At 45.4% G+C, this 18,735-nt stretch carries 21 protein-coding genes; 14 read left to right on the top strand and 7 right to left on the bottom strand.

Going from position 1 to position 18,735, the window contains the following annotated elements; all coding sequences use genetic code 11:
• Positions 1-60 precede the first annotated feature (60 nt).
• Entirely contained in the window at positions 61-363 is a 303-nt protein-coding gene (locus B2U10_RS02445) for a PepSY domain-containing protein (RefSeq protein ID WP_012371126.1), read from the bottom strand.
• A gap of 119 nt (positions 364-482) precedes the next feature.
• Between B2U10_RS02445 and B2U10_RS02440 the strand changes: the two genes are divergently transcribed.
• A complete protein-coding gene (locus B2U10_RS02440; RefSeq protein ID WP_056062727.1) occupies positions 483-1,553 on the top strand; it encodes a M42 family metallopeptidase in 1,071 nt (356 codons plus the stop codon).
• A gap of 179 nt (positions 1,554-1,732) precedes the next feature.
• Complete coding sequence (locus tag B2U10_RS02435) at positions 1,733-2,746, top strand: PTS transporter subunit IIC (RefSeq protein WP_214852777.1); 1,014 nt, start codon at positions 1,733-1,735, stop codon at positions 2,744-2,746.
• 88 nt (positions 2,747-2,834) lie between these two features.
• On the opposite strand, the gene B2U10_RS02430 is transcribed toward B2U10_RS02435, so the two are convergent.
• Positions 2,835-3,125 carry a hypothetical protein gene (locus B2U10_RS02430; RefSeq protein WP_056062721.1) on the bottom strand — a complete coding sequence of 97 codons (291 nt, stop codon included), beginning with the start codon at positions 3,123-3,125 and terminating at the stop codon, positions 2,835-2,837.
• Between the two features lie 126 nt (positions 3,126-3,251).
• On the opposite strand from B2U10_RS02430, the gene B2U10_RS02425 reads away from it, so the two are divergent.
• The 7 genes from B2U10_RS02425 to B2U10_RS02395 all read left to right on the top strand — a co-directional run bounded on the left by B2U10_RS02425 (position 3,252) and on the right by B2U10_RS02395 (position 8,441).
• Complete coding sequence (locus B2U10_RS02425) at positions 3,252-3,560, top strand: thioredoxin family protein (RefSeq protein ID WP_035406177.1); 309 nt, start codon at positions 3,252-3,254, stop codon at positions 3,558-3,560.
• Positions 3,561-3,613: 53 nt separating this feature from the next.
• Positions 3,614-4,411, top strand: a complete 798-nt coding sequence (locus B2U10_RS02420) for a DUF1444 domain-containing protein (RefSeq protein ID WP_056062718.1) — start codon at positions 3,614-3,616, stop codon at positions 4,409-4,411.
• Positions 4,412-4,464: 53 nt separating this feature from the next.
• On the top strand, positions 4,465-5,073 hold the full coding sequence (gene ytpR, locus B2U10_RS02415) for a YtpR family tRNA-binding protein (RefSeq protein WP_035406183.1): 609 nt from the start codon (positions 4,465-4,467) through the stop codon (positions 5,071-5,073).
• Positions 5,074-5,110: 37 nt separating this feature from the next.
• Complete coding sequence (locus tag B2U10_RS02410; RefSeq protein WP_056062712.1) at positions 5,111-5,848, top strand: hypothetical protein; 738 nt, start codon at positions 5,111-5,113, stop codon at positions 5,846-5,848.
• Positions 5,849-5,926: 78 nt separating this feature from the next.
• Entirely contained in the window at positions 5,927-7,222 is a 1,296-nt protein-coding gene (gene murC, locus B2U10_RS02405; protein WP_035406189.1) for a UDP-N-acetylmuramate--L-alanine ligase, read from the top strand.
• 170 nt (positions 7,223-7,392) lie between these two features.
• The gene (locus tag B2U10_RS02400; RefSeq protein WP_035406192.1) at positions 7,393-7,908 is read left to right on the top strand and encodes a DUF2179 domain-containing protein; all 516 of its coding nucleotides are present in this window, start codon (positions 7,393-7,395) and stop codon (positions 7,906-7,908) included.
• A 92-nt stretch (positions 7,909-8,000) separates the two neighbouring features.
• Positions 8,001-8,441: a Dps family protein gene (locus B2U10_RS02395; protein ID WP_023469073.1), complete on the top strand. Its 441-nt coding sequence runs from the start codon at positions 8,001-8,003 to the stop codon at positions 8,439-8,441.
• Between the two features lie 53 nt (positions 8,442-8,494).
• Here B2U10_RS02395 and B2U10_RS02390 read toward each other — a convergent pair whose 3' ends face one another.
• Positions 8,495-9,607: an aminopeptidase gene (locus B2U10_RS02390; protein ID WP_035406195.1), complete on the bottom strand. Its 1,113-nt coding sequence runs from the start codon at positions 9,605-9,607 to the stop codon at positions 8,495-8,497.
• A 138-nt stretch (positions 9,608-9,745) separates the two neighbouring features.
• Between B2U10_RS02390 and B2U10_RS02385 the strand changes: the two genes are divergently transcribed.
• From B2U10_RS02385 to ccpA, 4 genes are all read left to right on the top strand, one after another.
• Complete coding sequence (locus tag B2U10_RS02385; RefSeq protein WP_035406198.1) at positions 9,746-10,315, top strand: DUF948 domain-containing protein; 570 nt, start codon at positions 9,746-9,748, stop codon at positions 10,313-10,315.
• Entirely contained in the window at positions 10,312-10,848 is a 537-nt protein-coding gene (locus tag B2U10_RS02380) for a YtxH domain-containing protein (protein ID WP_035406201.1), read from the top strand. Before B2U10_RS02385 ends, B2U10_RS02380 begins: the two co-directional genes overlap by 4 nt.
• 200 nt (positions 10,849-11,048) lie before the next feature.
• A complete protein-coding gene (locus B2U10_RS02375) occupies positions 11,049-12,134 on the top strand; it encodes a bifunctional 3-deoxy-7-phosphoheptulonate synthase/chorismate mutase (RefSeq protein ID WP_035406204.1) in 1,086 nt (361 codons plus the stop codon).
• A 158-nt stretch (positions 12,135-12,292) separates the two neighbouring features.
• Entirely contained in the window at positions 12,293-13,303 is a 1,011-nt protein-coding gene (gene ccpA, locus B2U10_RS02370) for a catabolite control protein A (RefSeq protein ID WP_035406207.1), read from the top strand.
• Positions 13,304-13,356: 53 nt separating this feature from the next.
• On the opposite strand, the gene B2U10_RS02365 is transcribed toward ccpA, so the two are convergent.
• The 4 genes from B2U10_RS02365 to B2U10_RS02350 all read right to left on the bottom strand — a co-directional run bounded on the left by B2U10_RS02365 (position 13,357) and on the right by B2U10_RS02350 (position 16,676).
• Positions 13,357-14,100 carry a FixH family protein gene (locus B2U10_RS02365; RefSeq protein WP_155960138.1) on the bottom strand — a complete coding sequence of 248 codons (744 nt, stop codon included), beginning with the start codon at positions 14,098-14,100 and terminating at the stop codon, positions 13,357-13,359.
• Positions 14,101-14,202: 102 nt separating this feature from the next.
• Positions 14,203-15,396 carry an acetoin utilization protein AcuC gene (locus B2U10_RS02360; protein WP_056062706.1) on the bottom strand — a complete coding sequence of 398 codons (1,194 nt, stop codon included), beginning with the start codon at positions 15,394-15,396 and terminating at the stop codon, positions 14,203-14,205.
• Positions 15,393-16,025 carry an acetoin utilization AcuB family protein gene (locus B2U10_RS02355; RefSeq protein WP_290785369.1) on the bottom strand — a complete coding sequence of 211 codons (633 nt, stop codon included), beginning with the start codon at positions 16,023-16,025 and terminating at the stop codon, positions 15,393-15,395. Before B2U10_RS02355 ends, B2U10_RS02360 begins: the two co-directional genes overlap by 4 nt.
• A gap of 18 nt (positions 16,026-16,043) precedes the next feature.
• Positions 16,044-16,676 carry a GNAT family N-acetyltransferase gene (locus tag B2U10_RS02350; RefSeq protein WP_023469064.1) on the bottom strand — a complete coding sequence of 211 codons (633 nt, stop codon included), beginning with the start codon at positions 16,674-16,676 and terminating at the stop codon, positions 16,044-16,046.
• A 146-nt stretch (positions 16,677-16,822) separates the two neighbouring features.
• On the opposite strand from B2U10_RS02350, the gene acsA reads away from it, so the two are divergent.
• Positions 16,823-18,526, top strand: coding sequence for an acetate--CoA ligase (acsA, locus tag B2U10_RS02345; protein ID WP_290785366.1), 1,704 nt, complete (start codon positions 16,823-16,825; stop codon positions 18,524-18,526).
• The last annotated feature ends 209 nt before the right edge of the window (positions 18,527-18,735 follow it).

Here is an 18,735-nt window from a genome sequence, read left to right as displayed (position 1 = left end):
CTCCTTTATAGGAACGTGAAAAAAAGACCGTACTTCATCGATTGAAGCACGGTCTTCTGATTAAGCGTATTCGAGTAATGCGCCAGTTTCGGCATCGACTGTGAATTGATACGTTTTTTCGTCATCACCTTCAAGGACCGAGATGCCACCTTTATAGCTTTGGTAGTCACGTGACTCATATGCGTAAGCCTCCGGTGTTGCAGAGATCCATGCACCTTGGACACGTCCTTTTGCTGAAAATGTGCGTTTCGTGATTTCGAGCGCTTCTTCGGCAGAAAGTTGTTTATTGTCAACGGCCTTCTTCACTGCGAAAGCGGCGACGACAGCTGCTGCCAATCCGATAATCCAATAGCGTTTTTTCATTAAAATTCCCCTCCTTACAGGTTCTATTCCTACTGTACCAAATAATTCGTTCAGAGAGAAACAAAAGGTTAAGTGATTGAAGCAATTTTTTGTATAATGGGTAACAGGAGGCGATACATATGAATGAAAAAACGAGAGAGTTATTTCGAACACTGACGGAATTAAATGGGGCACCAGGGTTTGAACACGATGTTCGTCAGTTCGTTCGCGAACGCATTACACCTGTCACGGATGAGATCGTTACAGATGGACTGGGTTCGATTTTCGGGAAGCGAACAGGGGATGCGACAGGACCGAAAGTCATGGTTGCCGGACACATGGATGAAGTGGCATTCATGGTGACGCAAATCACGAAGAATGGGATGTTACGGATCCAACCGCTCGGTGGTTGGTGGAGTCAAGTATTGCTTGCCCAACGGTTCTCGATCTGTACAGACAACGGTATCATCCCTGGTGTCATCGCGTCGATTCCACCACACTTATTAACAGAAGAAGTACGCAATAAGCCAATGGCAATCAAAGACATGTTCATCGATATCGGTGCGGATTCAAAAGAAGAAGCGGAATCGTTTGGTGTACGTCCGGGTATTCCGGCAGTACCATTTTTCCCGTTCACACCGATGGCGAATCCGAAGAAAATCATGGCGAAAGCATGGGATAACCGCTATGGTGTCGGAATGGCAATCGAATTGTTGGAGGAGACGACAGCAGCGGATCATCCGAACATTTTGTTCTCTGGTGCAACGGTTCAAGAAGAAGTCGGATTGCGCGGTGCCCAAACAGCGACGACGCTTATCGATCCTGATGTGGCGTTCGTCGTCGATGCGTCTCCTGCCAATGATGCGTCAGGAGACAAAACGGAATTTGGTCAACTCGGACAAGGACCATTACTCCGTATTAAAGACAGCGTCATGATTCTTTCGAAAGAGATGACGGATTATGTCCTTGATACGGCAGAATCGAACAAGATTCCGTATCAATACTACGTCGGTGCAGGTGGAACGGACGGCGGTGTCATCCATCGCTCGAACAATGGTATTCCAACAACAGTCGTTGGTTTACCGGCACGTTATATCCATACGCACGCATCGATCATGCATACAGATGATTATGATGCGGCGAAGGAATTGCTACGAAAACTCGTCACGAATCTTGATACGACGACGCTTGCAACATTGCAAGTCAAGTAAATAACGAACGGGGAGGACCATCCTCATGAAATAGACGGCGGACTTATAATCCGTCGTCTATTTTATTGTAGTGAGAACATAATGATGTTGATTGTCTTGTCAGTTGGAAAAACAGCCTAGTCGAATCGAAAGTGGATTTGGTATAATGATACGCGATGTTGAGTAAAGGACGTGACAAGATGTTCAAGCAAAAGGGAATTTCACTTAGCCCTAAAGTATATTTCATCACTGTATTAAGTTATATGGCGCTTGGTTTATTCAGTTCGCTGATCATGGGCTTGATTGTTCAAACAATCGGAGAAGGGTTGGTAGATCGTGGTATCGAAGCAAGGTTTCTTATTCAATTAGGCGAGCAGGCGATTGCTCTGACGGGACCAGCGATCGGTGTCGCCGTAGCGTTTGCGCTTGAAGCACCGCCACTCATCTTATTTGCAGCAGTTGCGGTTGGAGCATTTGGATATGAAGCTGGCGGACCGGCAGGTAGTTACATTGCGACGCTACTTGCAACAGAAATCGGAAAACTCGTGTCAAAGACGACGCGACTCGATATTCTGTTGACGCCGTTCGTCACGTTGCTAGTTGGATTCGTTGCTGGACGTTATGCCGGGAAATGGATTGGAAAAGGCATGACCGATCTGGGTGAAATAATTCGCTGGGGGACGGAACGCGAACCGTTGTTCATGGGTATCTTCATTGCTACCGTCATGGGACTTGCATTGACAGCGCCGATTTCAAGTGCCGCACTTGGAATCATGCTTGGATTGGATGGACTTGCTGCGGGTGCTGCGACGATCGGCTGTGCCGCTCAAATGATTGGTTTTGGTGTCATCAGTTATCGTGATAACGGAATCGGGGGCGTCATCGCACAAAGTATCGGCACATCGATGCTCCAAGTCGGAAACATCATCCGCAATCCTTGGATTCTCATTCCGCCTACGATCGCAGGTGCTATCCTAGCGCCATTCGCGACTGTTCTGTTGATGCTTGAGAGCAACCCAGAAGGCTCAGGCATGGGGACGAGTGGTTTTGTTGGTCCATTGATGTTGTTGAAGACGATGGGATTTGAAATGGAATACTATGTAGCCGTCATCGTATTATGTTTTATTGCGCCTGGCATCATCAGTTATCTCATCTATCGGTTATTACTTCGACTCGGTCGGATTCAAGATGGTGACTTGAAAATCGAATATTAAGTACAAAAAGCTGATTCTAAAGAATGTGTCTGTTTGACCGAATGGTGGATAAACAAGGACATGCCTTTTGAATCAGCTTTTTTTCATTTCATAAAGAGAATCCGAATGAACTCGAATAAAAACTCGTGAAGAAGATGTAAAGATAAACGAGATAGAGGGGTATCAAGTAACGCATGCGCACGACAGGTAATTTCCGAGCAAGTCGTTTTCCGAGTGCTTCGAGTAGAATGATGACCGCGAAACCGACAACTAAATATAAAAAGATTTCGGGTAAGCTCCGTTCGGAATCAATGAAGGAATAGCCGTAACGTAAACAACTCGTCATGCCGATGAAGCCGACGAAGCGTTCGAACGGATGTTTGATTGGTTGATCTGCCATAGTGAAGTCCTTTCAAGGTGTTTTCTAGTTGCAGTATAGCAAACCGAGCACAAAAACGCACAGTCACATTTGAATATGCTATGATGAGGGCAATGACTTCTAGGGAAATTAAAGGAGGAAACCATCATGAAAACATTACAATCCAAACAAGAATTCGATACAGCAAAACAAGGCAAGGCCGTCTTTTTATTCTCAGCAAACTGGTGCCCGGATTGTCGCTTTTTAGATCCGTTCATGCCGGAAATCGAGCAGACGTTTGACGCGTTCGAATTTTACTATGTCGATCGCGACGATCACATTGAAATTGCCCAGGAAATGGACATCTTCGGAATTCCAAGCTTTGTCGCGTTCCGAGATGGTGAAGAAACAGGGCGTTATGTCGGCAAAGAGCGGAAGACACCAGAACAAGTGACAGCATTTTTAGAAACGGTTTAAGAAAAAAGCGAGCGCTGACTCGCTTTTTTTCATGATAGAAAGGATGAAATCAAGTGGAACTACAACAAATCCGAAGAATGATGACACAAACATTCGAAGAAGAAGGTTATACAACGTATTTCGATCGTGAAAAGTCCGTGTTACGAATTGAGCGGAAGCATGATAAATCAGGCGTTGATGTCGGATTGAACCCGCTCGTCGCAAAAGCAAAACGAAGAGGTGTCATCGCAGTCGAAGAGACGATCGAATACATCCGTGCTGTGCTCGGACAAACGGATCAAATTTCACTCGTTGGACAAGAACAGAAAATATTCCCTGTCATTCGGGCTAAATCGTTTGCTGATACGACAAAAGAAGGAAAAACGCTTGTTAGCACACCACATACTGGTGAGACGAAAATCATGTACGCACTTGATTTAGGGGCGACATATCGTTTGATTGACGAGGAGTTATTGGCATCTGCAGAATGGACGGCTGAACAGCTGTCGGAAGCTGCACGTTTTAACCTGAAATCGCTCGATGCGCCATTTAAACAAGATGAAGTAGCGGGGAACATCTTTTATTTCTTGAGTCTTGGAGACGGATATGAGGCGAGTCGTGTCTTGAACAAGACATTGTTAGCTGATTACGCGGCGCGGATCGAAGGGGAATTCGCTGTTGGTATTCCACACCAGGATGTCTTGATTTTTGCCGATATCCGCAATGACGCTGGATATGATGTCTTACAACAACTCATGTTTGATTTCTTCTCGAACGGTCGTGTACCTGTTACGGCATTGCCATTCTTATATGAAGATGGCAATCTTGAGCCGGTCTTCGTCCTTGCGAAAAACAAGCAGCCGAAAGAGTAAAGAATCTGATACAATAGGCATTGTGAGAAAGACGGAAGGGAGTCATGGATTGAATGAATGTGTTTTATAATAAAGAGGGCGTCGGTGACGTCTTAATGATCATTTTAGAAGACGCACCACGTGCGGAAGTGACGGCGACTCGTGAAGGAGACGTAGCAACAATCAAGCATGGTGATCGTATTGTTGGTTACAACTTGTTTGAGGCGTCGAATACATTTACGATTGAGTCACAAGGACCGGTTGAATTGACGGAAGAATTGGCAGCACGCATCCAAAAGGAACTTGCAAACCGAGATATCGAATTGTCACTCGAACAAGTTGACTATTCTCCGAAATTCGTTGTCGGGTTTGTTGCTTCTTGTGAGAAGCATCCGGATGCTGACAAATTATCGGTCTGTCAGGTAGAGGTGGATAACGGAACTTTACAAATCGTTTGTGGAGCGCCGAATGTAGCAGCGGGTCAAAAGGTCGTCGTCGCTAAACCGGGTGCGGTCATGCCGTCTGGGTTAATCATTCGTCCTTCAGCATTACGTGGCGTACCGTCAAGTGGTATGCTCTGTTCAGCGCGTGAGCTCGGACTTGCCAATGCGCCACAAGAAAAAGGGATTCTTGTACTTGATGATACATCAGCAGTAGGGGAAGCATTCTCAATCGGTCGATGATTCGACCGATTTTTTAACAAGATGGAGGGGTGAACGTATGAGTAATCGTTATGAACAGTCACTAAAGGAGCAGGCTGCCCGAATTCGTCGAGAGCTTGCGGGGGAACGTGAGACAAAGCCGGTAGAGCGTCCGAAAAAAGAGGAGCGCGAAGACCGCTTCGTTTTAACAGATGTTCCTTCACCGATTTATGGATTCCAACGTCCGAAACAATCTGTATCTGAAACGGTAGAAGCTGCGGAAGAAACAAAAACCGTTGAACAGGTTTCAGATGCAGATGAACAGGGAATTACTGATGAGGTTACTTTGACGGAGCAGGAGGCTGTTGCGCCGGAAGAAGTTGTCTTAGACAATGCAGAAGCAGATGCTGGCTTTGTACCGGTGACGGACGTTGAATTACTTGTACCGGAACCTGAAGCCAATCAAGATCACGTAAGCGAAGTCGAATTGCCGACCGTACCTGAAACAGAAGAAACGGTTGTAAAAGAGCGGGTAAGTGAAGCGCCTTCTACACGTGAAACCGTAGAAGAGCAAACTGTTCCGATGGATACATCGAGCGAGGCACTTCTTGATGATCAAGAAGCAGAGAAGCAACAATCGGAAGAAGTCACTTCGATTTTGGATCCATCTGTTGCTGAAGCGGAAGCAGTAGCACCCGTTCAGTCGGAAGTGAAAAAGCCGGTTGGACCGCCTGTCAATGTCGTTATGACGACAAAAGACTTGATGGCGATGTATCGTGCGCGTCGAGAGCAAAATAATTTACATGGTAAAAAATAAATCGGTTTGCTATAATGGTACAGGTTTTGTACCCGAGCCCGATGGTACGGACCGGAACGTGAATTGGAGGGCTTTTATATGACAAAGTATCATTTTGTTGGAATCAAAGGAACAGGGATGAGTGCGCTCGCCCAAGTACTACATGAGATGAATCATGAGGTACAAGGTTCAGACATCGAAAAGCACATTTTTACTGAAGACGCGTTACGGGCTAAGGGAATTCCATTTTTCCCGTTCAATGCGGATAACATCAAAGAAGATTATGTCATCATCCAGGGGAATGCCTTTGGAGATGATCATCCAGAAATCGCACGGGCAAATGAACTTGGTTTAACGATCCATCATTATTACGATTTCTTAGGACACTTAGCAAATGAATATCGTTCGGTCGCCATTACAGGCTCACACGGAAAAACGTCGACGACAGGTTTGCTTTCACACGTCTTGAGCGGTATTACACCGACGGCCTTCTTGATCGGAGACGGAACAGGGGCAGGAGTAGAAGATGCGAAGGCATTCGTCTTCGAGGCATGTGAATACAAACGTCACTTCTTATATTACAAGCCGGATTACGCTATCATGACGAACATCGACTTCGATCATTCGGATTATTTCACGGGAATCGATGATGTCGTTTCGGCTTTTCAAGAGATGGCGATGCAGGTCAAGCAAGCAATCGTTGCTTGTGGAGATGACGAACATCTTCAAAACATTCAAGCGAATGTACCTGTTCTTTATTATGGATTCGGAGAAAACAATGATTTCCGAGCTGAAAATGCGACATCAACGCCAGACGGCACATCGTTTGATGTCTATTTACGTGATGATTTCTATGGCACGTTCCTGATTCCAGGATTCGGTCGTCATCATGTCTTGAACGCATTATCTGTCATTGCGATCTGTCAGTACGAAGGATTGAGTAAAGAAGACGTTGCTGAACGTTTAGCAACATTCGGTGGAGTGAAACGCCGCTTCAGTGAGTCAGAATTTGGCACACAAATCTTAGTAGACGACTACGCACACCATCCAAAAGAGATCAGCGCAACGATCGAGTCGGCACGGAAGAAATATCCGGATCGTGAAGTCATCGCGATTTTCCAACCGCATACGTACACACGCTTGAAATCATTCATGGATGATTTTGCGACATCTTTACGTGAAGCAGATGCGACATATCTATGTGAAATCTTTGGTTCAGCACGTGAGCAGGAAGGGCAAGTTCGAGTCGAAGATTTGCAGGAGAAAATTCCGCAAGCTTCTATTCTGACGCGCGACAACGTTTCTGTCCTACGTCAGCATGAAAATGCTGTGCTTCTATTCATGGGAGCGGGCGACATTCAAACGTATCAGCATCAATATCAAAGTGTAAAATAAGTGAGAACCAAAAGTGTCACTCGATTAGAGTGGCATTTTTTTGTCGTAAATTTGAATTGTGATAGTAAAATCAAAAAACTGATAGGGAAAATCTAAAATAGGATTGCATCTTGAAATAAAGTTTGAAATAGTGTGTATGTGTTGAAGTTATTATAGAGAGGAAAGACACCATGGGACAGATTTTACTCATCTTATTGCTCCAGTTGATTTACGTTCCTGTTTTGACATTACGGACGATCATGCTTGTCAAAGGACGGACCGTCATTGCCGGACTCTTTGGGACGGTCGAAACATTGATTTACATTTTTGCATTAGGAATCGTGTTCCAAGACTTAACGACACTTGGTATGGTCGTTTATGCACTCGGATTCGGACTTGGTATACTCATTGGTGGATATGTCGAACGAAAACTAGCCATCGGTTACAATATGATCCAAGTACACACACAAGAATTTCCGGCAGAACTCATTCAAGTCATCCGTGATAATGGTTTCGGTGTGACGCATTATCAAGGACAAGGTCGAGACGGTGTTCGTTACCGATTAGATGTCCTTGCGGCACGAACACGTATGAAAGTGCTCCGTAACCTCGTCGAGGAGTATGAACCGAAAGCATTTCTCGTTGCCTTCGATTCCGTCGACTTCAAAGGCGGATATATGCTAAAGGGATTAAAACGTCCGCGATAATCCAATCTTCCTGAAAATGATGTTTATCCTTTGTTATTTAAGGATAAAGATGAATTAGAACGTCATTTGAAATCAGGAAAGGGGAATATCAGATGATCAGTAATCATGCAAAATCAGCCTTGAATCAACAGGTCGCAAACTATGGGGTCCTATTCGTTAAGCTCCATAACTACCATTGGTATATTAAAGGTCCAGACTTCTTGACGCTTCACGAGAAGCTTGAAGAACTCTATACATGGGTGTCTGAGCAGTATGATGTCGTTGCGGAACGTCTCTTGATGAATAACGGGACACCTTCAGCGACGCTAAAAGAATATTTAGAACAAACGACACTCGAAGAAGCAAAATCAGGTTTGTCAGCAGATGAGATGATCGATTCGGTCATTAAAGACTTCCAACAAGTCCGAAAAGAGATGCTTGATGCGATTGAACATCTTGAGGCACAAGACGTAACAGTGGAAGATGATCTGCTTGGTCAAGCGAAGGAAATCGAAAAACAAATTTGGATGCTTCGTGCGACATTGAAAAAATAAGATATAGAAAACGGATGCCCCTGTCCTATGAAGGACGAGCCATCCGCTTTTTCTTATTTCAGGTTTTCAGGATTGAGGACTTCGAGTTCAGGAAGGACGAAACGACCGTCTTTACGAATCAATACGTCGTCAAACCAGATCTCCCCACCACCGTAATCAGGGCGTTGGATATTGACGAGATCCCAGTGAACGGATGAATCATTACCGTTGTAGGCTTCTTCGTAAGCTTGACCCGGCGTGAAGTGGAAGCTGCCATCGATTTTCTCATCGAACAGAATATCCTTCATTGGATGCTGGATAAAGGGATTGACGCCAATCGCAAATTCACCGACGAAACGAGAACCCGCATCTGTATCGAAGACTTGGTTGATACGATCCGTATCGTTCGCCGTCGCTTCGACAATTTTACCGTCTTTGAACGTCAGTTTGACGTTTTCAAACGTGAATCCTTGATACGGAGATGGTGTGTTATATGAGATGACACCGTTGACGGAATCTTTAACGGGTGCCGTAAAGACTTCACCGTCCGGAATATTGGCATTTCCGGCACATTTGATTGCTGGGATGTCTTTGATCGAGAACGAAAGGTCCGTTCCTGGTCCGACGAGACGAACACGATCCGTCCGGTTCATCAAATCGACGAGCGGTTCCATCGCTTGTCCCATTTTTTCGTAATCAAGCGTACAGACATCGAAGTAAAAGTCTTCGAATGCTTCTGTCGATTGATTGGCAAGTTGAGCCATCGATGCTGTCGGGAAGCGAAGGACGACCCATTTCGTTCCTTTGACGCGATCCTGTGTATGCATCTTACCAATCGTTTGACCGTACAGTTTCATTTGTTCAGCTGGTACATCCGATAGTTCATTGATATTATCACCAGCTCGTAATCCGATGTATGCATCCATCGCCTGCATCTGCTTACGTTCGATGTCTGCCATCAATTGGAGTTGCTCTTCTGAAGCATTTCGGTATAATTTTCGTAGGATACGATTATCCTTAAGTAAGACGAACGGATGACCGCCAGCCGCGTAGGCAGCTTCTACGAGTGCTTCGACTAGTTCACGTTCGATACCGAAATTTTCAATCAATACTTTTTCACCAGGTTCAAGGGCAACCGAATAGTTGATCAGATTCGTTGCCAGTTGAGTAAGACGTGGGTCACGCATGAAATTTCCCCCTCGAAATGGATGATGTAGGTTTCAATTATCATTGTAACGGAAATAAACCATTTGGAGTAGCAGGAACGACTTGCTACATGTCGAACTAACAACAAAAGACTACGCAAAAAATTGGAGGCAAGAACCATGGAAATCACATTAGGCGGAATCGCCGGATTAGTCGCTGCGATCGCATTCGTAGTACTCGTCATTTTCCTTGCCCGTGTACTAAGTGCTGCAAGTAAGACGCTGAACAATGTAGCCAACACGACAGCAGGACTTGAACGTCAATTGGACGGTATCATGATGGAGACGACAGCGTTGTTACATAAGACGAATCGTCTTGTCGATACGATTGAAGAAAAAACCGAGTTGCTTGCACCTGTTGCAAACTCGATCGAAGAGCTTGGTACGTCCTTGAATAAAGTAACAGATTCTGTCCGGACGGTATCCGATACGGTCGCTGGTGCGGCAGATACGAATAAAGACCAGATTGCACAAGCAGTCCGTTGGGGCTCAGTCGCTGTAGAATTATTCAAAAAAAATAAACCGGCAGAAACAACAGTTTCAAATCATACGACAGCAACGACGACAGTTGAGAAAAAACCACGTCGTCGATTCCGGAAAAAAGCAGAGACACCGGTTACACCGGAAGTCGTATCCGTCCCGGACGTCGAAAGCATTCCAGATGAGTTGAAAGGAGATCGTAAATCATGACGAAACAACATCCATATCAAGCACAAGATTCTTCTAAAGGAGGAGGTTTCCTTGCGGGAATCATCGTTGGTGGATTGATTGGTGCCGCGGCAGCTCTCCTTTCTAGTCCGAAATCAGGTCGTGAGATGCGCGACTTAATCGACGAGCGTACGGCTCCTGCACGTCAACGTTTGACAGAACAGACGCAAGTTGTTCGCGAAAAAGCAGAACCACTCGTGGGAGAATGGATTCAACTGGCAAAAGACAAAGCAGCACCTGTCATTGAAAAAGCAAAGAATAATTCGACAGTTCAAGAAGCGGCACAATACGCTGGTTTTGAGAAGGATCAGGCAAGTATCGATGCAGCTCTCGCAGAAGCAGAACAGCTTGTACGTGACATCGAGCGTGAAATTGGGGACGAAGTCGATGGCGCATCCGTGGCAGAAGAAATCGATACGGAAACGGTCGTTGATCTTTCAGAGCTACGGGAACAGTTAGCGGAAGAGCAAGAGGAAGACAATGACCCACAATCTGATGTGAATCATAAGAAATAAGAAGTGAATACGGAGCTCTCATCATGAGGGCTCTTTTTCTATGTTTCTTTATAGAGAAAACGTAGAAAAAATTATATGAAAAAACGTAATTTATTTTCATATTTTAAGAAATCATGCAGCTTCTTTATGTACAACATGGAAAGAGTTCGTTATAATTAGTTGCTATTACGAGCTATATGCTGATTAGGGAGTGGTAGGACATGGATCAACACGCAGAATTAAAAAGATTACGGGATGAACTCGATTTAGTGAATGCAGAATTATTGGAATTGATGAACCGACGTGGTCAAATTGCTGTCGAAATCGGAAAAGTCAAACGAGCACAAGGGCTTGACCGTTACGACCCTGTTCGGGAACGTCAAATGCTCGAATCAATTGCTGCTAATAACCATGGACCTTTTGAAACAGGACGCCTTCAGCATGTATTTAAAGAAATTTTCAAAGCTTCTCTTGAATTACAAGGAGAAGATCGGACTCGGAAATTACTCGTATCACGGAAACAAAAACCGACGAACACGATCATCCGAATCGGAGATGCTGTCATCGGAGATGGTTCTCAACAATTGATTGCTGGACCATGTGCGGTCGAGAGCGAGGAACAAGTATTCGAAGTCGCGGAACAACTCGCGAAACACGGCGTGAAGTTCATGCGAGGTGGAGCGTACAAACCACGCACATCACCTTACGACTTCCAAGGTCTTGGACTCGAGGGTCTAAAAATGTTGAAAAAAGCAGCGGACGCGCACGGTTTGCATGTCATCACTGAAATCATGACGCCGAGTGCGGTTGAATCTGCTTTACCATATGTCGACATTATCCAGGTTGGCGCACGCAACATGCAAAACTTCGATTTACTAAAAGAAGTCGGTCGTACAAATAAGCCGGTTCTTTTAAAACGAGGACTTGCTGCAACACTCGAGGAGTTCATGTACGCGGCTGAGTACATCATGGCAAGTGGTAACGATCAAGTCATTTTGTGTGAGCGCGGCATTCGGACATATGAACGTGCAACACGGAACACGCTTGATATCTCAGCAGTTCCAATTCTGAAGCAAGAGACACATCTTCCTGTCATGGTCGATGTGACGCATTCGACAGGACGGAAGGATCTTCTGTTGCCAACGGCGAAAGCGGCTTACGCGATCGGTGCTGATGCTGTCATGGTTGAAGTCCATCCGTTTCCGGCACTCGCACTATCTGATGCGAACCAACAACTTGATTTCCAAGAATTCGATACGTTCGTCGAAAACTTGACGACTACCTTTCCGGCACTAAACGTTCAATGATTTTCGAAAAAGGGTGACCTAAAGCGAATGAAAACGTTTTACAATGAAGGAAGAATGGGAAAAGAAAACTATCTTTTCCTGTCTTCCTTTCGTGTTGCCTAAAAATGAAAACGAAATGAAAACACTTGAGATGGATCATACTAAAGGAGGAATTTGTTTTGAATAGTAATATTACGATTTATGACGTCGCACGAGAGGCGGCTGTCTCGATGGCGACCGTATCGCGTGTCGTCAACGGGAATCCGAACGTTAAACCATCCACACGAAAGAAGGTCCAAGATGCAATCGAACAACTGGGTTACCGCCCAAACGCTGTTGCTCGTGGACTTGCAAGTAAAAAAACGACGACTGTCGGTGTCATCGTACCCGATATCTCGAACATCTTTTTTGCGGATTTAGCACGGGGAATCGAAGATGTTGCGACGATGTATAAATATAACATCATTCTTTGTAACTCCGACCAAAATCGGGAAAAAGAAATCCATTTGCTCAATACATTACTTGGAAAACAGGTTGATGGGATCATCTTCATGGGTGGGCGTCTACATGAGGATCTCGTTCGTGAATTCAAGACATCACCTGTGCCCATCGTTCTCGCTGCGACACTAAATCAAGATTATGACCTTCCTGCCGTCAACATCGATTACGAAAGTGCTGCACATGACGCCGTCAAATCATTGATTGACCGTGGACATGAACGGATCGGGTTCATCACTGGTCCACTTGAACAGCAAATCAATGGTGAAAAGAAATTTGCTGGTTATCGTCGGGCGCTCGAAGAGGCGAACCTTCCGTTCAGCGAACAAAACGTCGTCCTTGGAAACTATACGTATGATTCAGGAATGAAGGCGATGAACCAATTGCTTGAACTTGGAGAAGATTGCCCACGTGCGATTTTTGCTGGAACAGATGAGATGGCTCTTGGTGTCATCCATGCCTTACAAGATGCCGGACACCGTGTTCCAGAAGACTTCGAAGTCATCGGACACGATAATACACGTCTTGCGACGATGATTCGTCCGAAACTGACGACTGTCGTTCAGCCGATGTATGATATTGGAGCAGTCTCGATGCGTCTTTTGACGAAGATTTTGAACAAAGAAGAAATCGAAACGAACGATGTCACGTTACCACACCGAATCGAACAACGGGATTCGACACGCCCTTAATCGAAAAAGCGTCTCTTCTCTCAAGCAAGCTGCTTGAAAAAAGAGACGCTTTTTCATTTTGTGACGGTGATGAGTTCATCTTGGTGATGGTGGAGTTGATCATTTTCGACGTGCAGACGCACCGTCGTCTGACCGGGGGCGTTCAATGTGACTTTTCCGCTGTATGCATCACCTTTTTTAGTTAATGGAACATAATTATGTTTTTCAATACCGGTTTCAATGACTTCGACTTGAACGTTCGCCTTTAATGGTTTTCCATCGAGAAAAACGTGAAAGGAGACAGGGAGGTCAGCACCAGCCTTTACTTTCGTCGCACCCATATAATGGACAGACAGACCATCGACGGCTTCGTGTTCATGCGATGCTTCCTCTTTTTCATGTGAATGATCCATGACGACAAAAGAGATCTTATCCATGTGATGGAGTCCTTTTTTATCATTAATATGATAGAGACCTTCGTATTCACCTTCAGCAAGTTTGGCTTCTGCTTGATAGAAACCTGTCTTTTTCAAGGTTGCTTTGAATTTTTGATGTGCCCCATCTTGTTTTCCAGCTTTCCAAACTTCAAACGTCACGTCCTCAAGGTTGACGGGCTTTTTCTTTTCGACCGCGGATGCTTTAAAGACGACGGCATCTTCATCCATTGTCTTTGCTGGGATATCGACAGTGACGTCGACGGTCGGTTTTCCGGCCCCTTGCATGTTATCGTGATCCATTGCCTGCTTTTCATTCCCGCACCCTGCAAGTACGATCCCTGTCGACAGAATGAGACCGGAGTAAAGCCATGCCTTTTTCATGATGATTCCCCCAACTATTCGTTTACTAAGTAAAAATTCCATATTTAGTATAGCAACAAGATGTGAACTCCGAACGAAATAAATGTGAAGATAAAAAGTCAATTAATCAGCGGAATAGGGGGAAATCGCTGTCAGTTGTTTTTTACGTTCATCGTTTACGAATGGCCAAATCAATCGTTTGACGGTCTCCCAATTTTTTTCTTCAATTTCAGGACGTCTTGGAATTGCGGGATAAAGTGGTGACGGATCATGCCAGTGCGTGGGTGGCGCTATTTCCTGTCCGCCCCATCGTTCTTGCCATGCAATTGGAATTTCCCCGTGAAAAGGATCTTGTCCTGTCATGGCAGCAAAAACCTGACTCCACGCGCGAGGAACGACACGATACCAATCATAACCACCGCCGCCTAAAGCAACGATTTTTCCATCTGTATACTTTTCTGCCGCAGCCACAGCGATTTGAGGAATCTTTTCATAACTTTTCATCGTTAAGGATAGATGCGTCAATGGGTCAAGCACGTGCGCATCAGCGCCATTTTGTGTGATGATGAGATCCGGTTGAAACAACTCGCATGCTTCAAAGAGTGCCGTCTCATAAGCAAGTAAAAACGAATCGTCTTCCGTAAAAGCATCCAGTGGTACATTCCAGCTAAAACCGTATCCTTCTTCAGATCCTCTCTCCGTTACCATCCCCGTTCCTGGAAATAAGTAGCGCCCCGTTTCATGGAGAGATAGTGTCATGACATCATTTCGATTATAAAAGGCCCATTGCACACCATCCCCGTGGTGAGCATCCGTATCGACATAAAGGATTTTACAGTGATATTTTTCAATCATCGCCGCCATGGCGACAGCCGTATCGTTATAGACACAAAACCCTGAAGCACGTCCGCGGAACCCGTGATGTAATCCACCGCCGATATGAAAGGTGCGTTTATACTGACCAGATAAGACGAGGTCACATGCTTCAATCGTTCCGCCGACAAGGAGGGAAGCACCCGAATGCATGTCTTGAAACAAGGGAGTATCTTCCGTACCAAGACCGTACATCTGTGCCTTGAGTGGTGATAATACTCCGGTTCCGGCTGCTTTGACAGCAGCAATATAATCCTGATCATGAACGAGTGCCAATTCTTCATCGGTCGCATGACGTGGGGCGATACAAGGGATGTCATCTAATTGATGCATCGATTCAAGCAAGGAAACGGTTAATTCGAGACGGATTGGGTTAAATGGGTGGGTCTCGGAAAATCGATAGGTTGCTTCTTCAGGACTATACAGATAAGCAAAATCCTTCATCTGCTCACATCCGGTCCAAGTACATCGAATCCTTCTTTGCGTAACTTCTCGATGATCCGAATTGGATTCATCGTCTGAACACGAAACGCAACAATCCGGACATACGGATCGTCTGTTGGATACACGAGTACATTTAAAATATTAATATTCGTTTTAGCAAGCAGTGCGGAAATCTTCGCTAATGTACCTGCTGTATTCTCGACACGGATCTCGATTTGGGAACTTGGTTCGAGTGCACCCGTCAACTGAACGAATGTCCGTAACAGATCCGTTTCCGTGACGATACCGACAAGACGTCGACCGCGGACGATTGGCAAGCAGGATAAGCGATATTCATAAAACAGCACAGCCGCATCTTCTAGAAAATCGAGCGGATGGGCCGTGATAGGGCTTTCGATCATAATGCTTGAAACGGGATACTGTAGGTCTTGTTTTGCTGTGTCCGGATGAAAGATGCTACTCGCGCTTTGAATTTCCTTTAGTCCGACAAGACCGACGAGTTCATGACGGGCATTAACGACGAGAATATGACGAATCTGATGACGTTGCATGAGTTCAACCGCATGCGCGATGGAATTCGTCGGTTGCATCGTGATGCACGTCGTATTCATGATTTGTTCGATTAACATGACGATTCCTCCTCGAGCTCAGTCATACATGAAGCGTCTTCTCAAGCGTAGCGCATCAAAATGAGCGACGACTTCAGGTGAGACGTGTTTTCCGATACGTGCCATCAGGCAGTTAGCAGGGTGGGAGGCGATTTCCGGATCATCGGTCGGGAAAAAGACAAGACCCCCATGGTTCATCATCTTCTCCATGATCTTCCGGTAATCCCACACTGATAGTCCACTCCCTTTTAAGTCCCAATGCCAATAATATTCAGTCGTTAGAATTAAATAATGTTCCATGGCAGGATCTAGCATGGAGATTTCAAGCAATTTTTTACCAATCTGTTGTCCGCGGAACCGAGAGGAGACTTCAATCGCCCCGAGTTCCAAGATGTACGGATTGTTTCCCTCACTCCATGTTTCATAGGGATCAGGATATAAGTAAGTCACATAACCGATGATTTCCGTTCCTTGACGAGCGACGATGATCCGTCCTTCTTCAAGGTCCGCAATCTCAACGAGCGCTTGATGTTGTTCAGCGGGTGGACGAAAAGCCGTTAACCCTGAATCGAGTGTATACGTTGCTAGTGTTTGACTCGGTACGGGACCTTCGATGTCAACAGGACCGAGTGATGTTTCATGCGTCCGATGATTGAATTGTTTTTCAAACATGTAAGCGTCACCACCTTCCTATTCATTATAGACGAAAGCGCTTGAGTAAAGAGAGGGATTTTTTAACAAATTGACGGCAAATGGATTGAACTGACGGATAACTAGCTTATAATAAAGAGGAAAACATAGAAGGGGAGGAACGAGACATGAAAGTTTTGAAAGCGCTTCCGGGGAAGCATTGGTTAGCAGAGTATGATGAAACGAACACGTACGACTGGAAAGATGCTGAGCAGTACTTTTCATGGGCGACAACGGGGAAAGTCAACATGGCCTATGAAGCAATCGACCGCCACGCAGAAGGCGAGCGGGCGAACAAGGATGCGCTGATCTATTTCGATGGAATGACGGAACAACGATTCACCTATGCAGACATGAAACGATTGACGAATAAAGCGGCAAACGTATTAGTCGATGCAGGAGTCAAAACGGGTGACCGGATTTTCATCTTCATGCCACGCTCACCAGAACTGTACTTTGCCCTACTTGGTGCACTGAAAGTAGGAGCGATCATCGGTCCGTTGTTTGAAGCATTCATGGAACAAGCTGTTCGTGATCGTTTAGTTGATTCTGAAGCGAAACTACTCGTGACAACGAAAGCGTTGCTCCCGCGTGTTCCAGTTGGGGAACTGGAATCACTTGAAAAAGTAGTACTCGTTGATGAAGGCGTTGAAGAATCAGAAACATTACTTGATTTCCGAAAAGCGTTCAAGCAAGCATCCGATGTATTCGAACCGGTCTGGTTGGATCGTGAAGACGGATTGATCTTGCACTATACTTCAGGATCGACAGGGAAGCCAAAAGGTGTCCTCCATGTTCAAAATGCGATGATTCAGCATTTAATGACAGGACGTTGGGTACTCGATCTACAAGAAGACGATGTCTACTGGTGCACGGCTGATCCAGGGTGGGTCACAGGAACAAGTTACGGTATCTTCGCACCGTTCTTAAATGGGGCAACGAACGTAGTTGTCGGTGGACGTTTTAATCCAGATTTCTGGTATAGTGTTATCGAGAAGTATAACGTAACGGTCTGGTATAGCGCGCCAACTGCTTTCCGGATGTTAATGGGAGCGGGGGCGGACGTCGCGAATCACCATGATCTTTCAAGTCTTCGTCATGTGTTGTCTGTCGGAGAACCATTGAATCCAGAAGTTATTCGTTGGGGAAAAGAAGCATTTGACCAACGCATTCATGATACATGGTGGATGACAGAAACGGGCGCGATGATGATTTGTAACTACAAGTCGATGGACATTAAACCGGGATCGATGGGGAAACCAATTCCAGGAACCCAAGCTGCGATCATTGATGATCAAGGAAACGAGTTACCACCGTTCCGGATGGGTAACCTTGCCTTGAAAACACCGTGGCCATCGATGATGCGTCAAATTTGGAACAATCCACAAAAATATGAATCCTATTTCTTTAAAGGATGGTATGTGTCAGGCGATTCTGCCTATATGGACGATGAAGGCTATTTCTGGTTCCAGGGGCGTGTTGATGACGTCATCATGACGGCTGGAGAACGGGTCGGTCCGTTTGAAGTTGAAAGCCGTCTCGTTGAGCACCCAGCAGTCGCGGAAGCCGGAGTCATCGGGAAACCAGACCCGGTGCGAGGCGAAATCATTAAGGCATTCATTGCCTTACGTGATGGTTATGAGCCAACGGATGAATTAAAACAAGAAATCCAAGCATTCGTCAAGGAAGGTCTAGCTGCTCACGCTGCCCCAAGAGAAATTGATTTCCGAGATAAGTTGCCGAAGACACGAAGTGGTAAAATCATGCGCCGTGTCCTGAAAGCATGGGAGTTGAACTTGGAAACGGGCGATTTATCGACGATGGAGGATTGAACATGAAAAAAGGATGAATCACCGAAACAGGTGATTCATCCTTTTTGTTAGTTTTCAGAAGCAGCATCTTTTTTCTTTTCATCTTGTTTCTTTTGTTGCTCTTGCTGTTTCTTTTGTTGCTCTTGCTGTTTCTTCGCATCTGCCTCTTTTTTCTTAGCGTCCGCTTCAGCTTTCTTTTTTGCATCGGCTTCGGCTTTTGCTTTTGCGTC

Source organism: Exiguobacterium sp. UBA7533, from assembly GCF_002479335.1.
Classification (GTDB): Bacteria; Bacillota; Bacilli; order Exiguobacteriales; family Exiguobacteriaceae; genus Exiguobacterium_A.
This window is presented reverse-complemented; position numbering and strand designations above follow the sequence as displayed.

Coding starts and splice junctions, on each gene's coding strand:
- B2U10_RS02445 (WP_012371126.1), bottom strand. CDS start 363: ATGAAAAAACGCTATTGGATTATCGGATTGGCAGCAGCTGTCGTCGCC.
- B2U10_RS02440 (WP_056062727.1), top strand. CDS start 483: ATGAATGAAAAAACGAGAGAGTTATTTCGAACACTGACGGAATTAAAT.
- B2U10_RS02435 (WP_214852777.1), top strand. CDS start 1,733: ATGTTCAAGCAAAAGGGAATTTCACTTAGCCCTAAAGTATATTTCATC.
- B2U10_RS02430 (WP_056062721.1), bottom strand. CDS start 3,125: ATGGCAGATCAACCAATCAAACATCCGTTCGAACGCTTCGTCGGCTTC.
- B2U10_RS02425 (WP_035406177.1), top strand. CDS start 3,252: ATGAAAACATTACAATCCAAACAAGAATTCGATACAGCAAAACAAGGC.
- ytpR (WP_035406183.1), top strand. CDS start 4,465: ATGAATGTGTTTTATAATAAAGAGGGCGTCGGTGACGTCTTAATGATC.
- B2U10_RS02410 (WP_056062712.1), top strand. CDS start 5,111: ATGAGTAATCGTTATGAACAGTCACTAAAGGAGCAGGCTGCCCGAATT.
- murC (WP_035406189.1), top strand. CDS start 5,927: ATGACAAAGTATCATTTTGTTGGAATCAAAGGAACAGGGATGAGTGCG.
- B2U10_RS02400 (WP_035406192.1), top strand. CDS start 7,393: ATGGGACAGATTTTACTCATCTTATTGCTCCAGTTGATTTACGTTCCT.
- B2U10_RS02395 (WP_023469073.1), top strand. CDS start 8,001: ATGATCAGTAATCATGCAAAATCAGCCTTGAATCAACAGGTCGCAAAC.
- B2U10_RS02390 (WP_035406195.1), bottom strand. CDS start 9,607: ATGCGTGACCCACGTCTTACTCAACTGGCAACGAATCTGATCAACTAT.
- B2U10_RS02385 (WP_035406198.1), top strand. CDS start 9,746: ATGGAAATCACATTAGGCGGAATCGCCGGATTAGTCGCTGCGATCGCA.
- B2U10_RS02380 (WP_035406201.1), top strand. CDS start 10,312: ATGACGAAACAACATCCATATCAAGCACAAGATTCTTCTAAAGGAGGA.
- B2U10_RS02375 (WP_035406204.1), top strand. CDS start 11,049: ATGGATCAACACGCAGAATTAAAAAGATTACGGGATGAACTCGATTTA.
- B2U10_RS02365 (WP_155960138.1), bottom strand. CDS start 14,100: ATGAAAAAGGCATGGCTTTACTCCGGTCTCATTCTGTCGACAGGGATC.
- B2U10_RS02360 (WP_056062706.1), bottom strand. CDS start 15,396: ATGAAGGATTTTGCTTATCTGTATAGTCCTGAAGAAGCAACCTATCGA.
- B2U10_RS02355 (WP_290785369.1), bottom strand. CDS start 16,025: ATGTTAATCGAACAAATCATGAATACGACGTGCATCACGATGCAACCG.
- B2U10_RS02350 (WP_023469064.1), bottom strand. CDS start 16,676: ATGTTTGAAAAACAATTCAATCATCGGACGCATGAAACATCACTCGGT.
- acsA (WP_290785366.1), top strand. CDS start 16,823: ATGAAAGTTTTGAAAGCGCTTCCGGGGAAGCATTGGTTAGCAGAGTAT.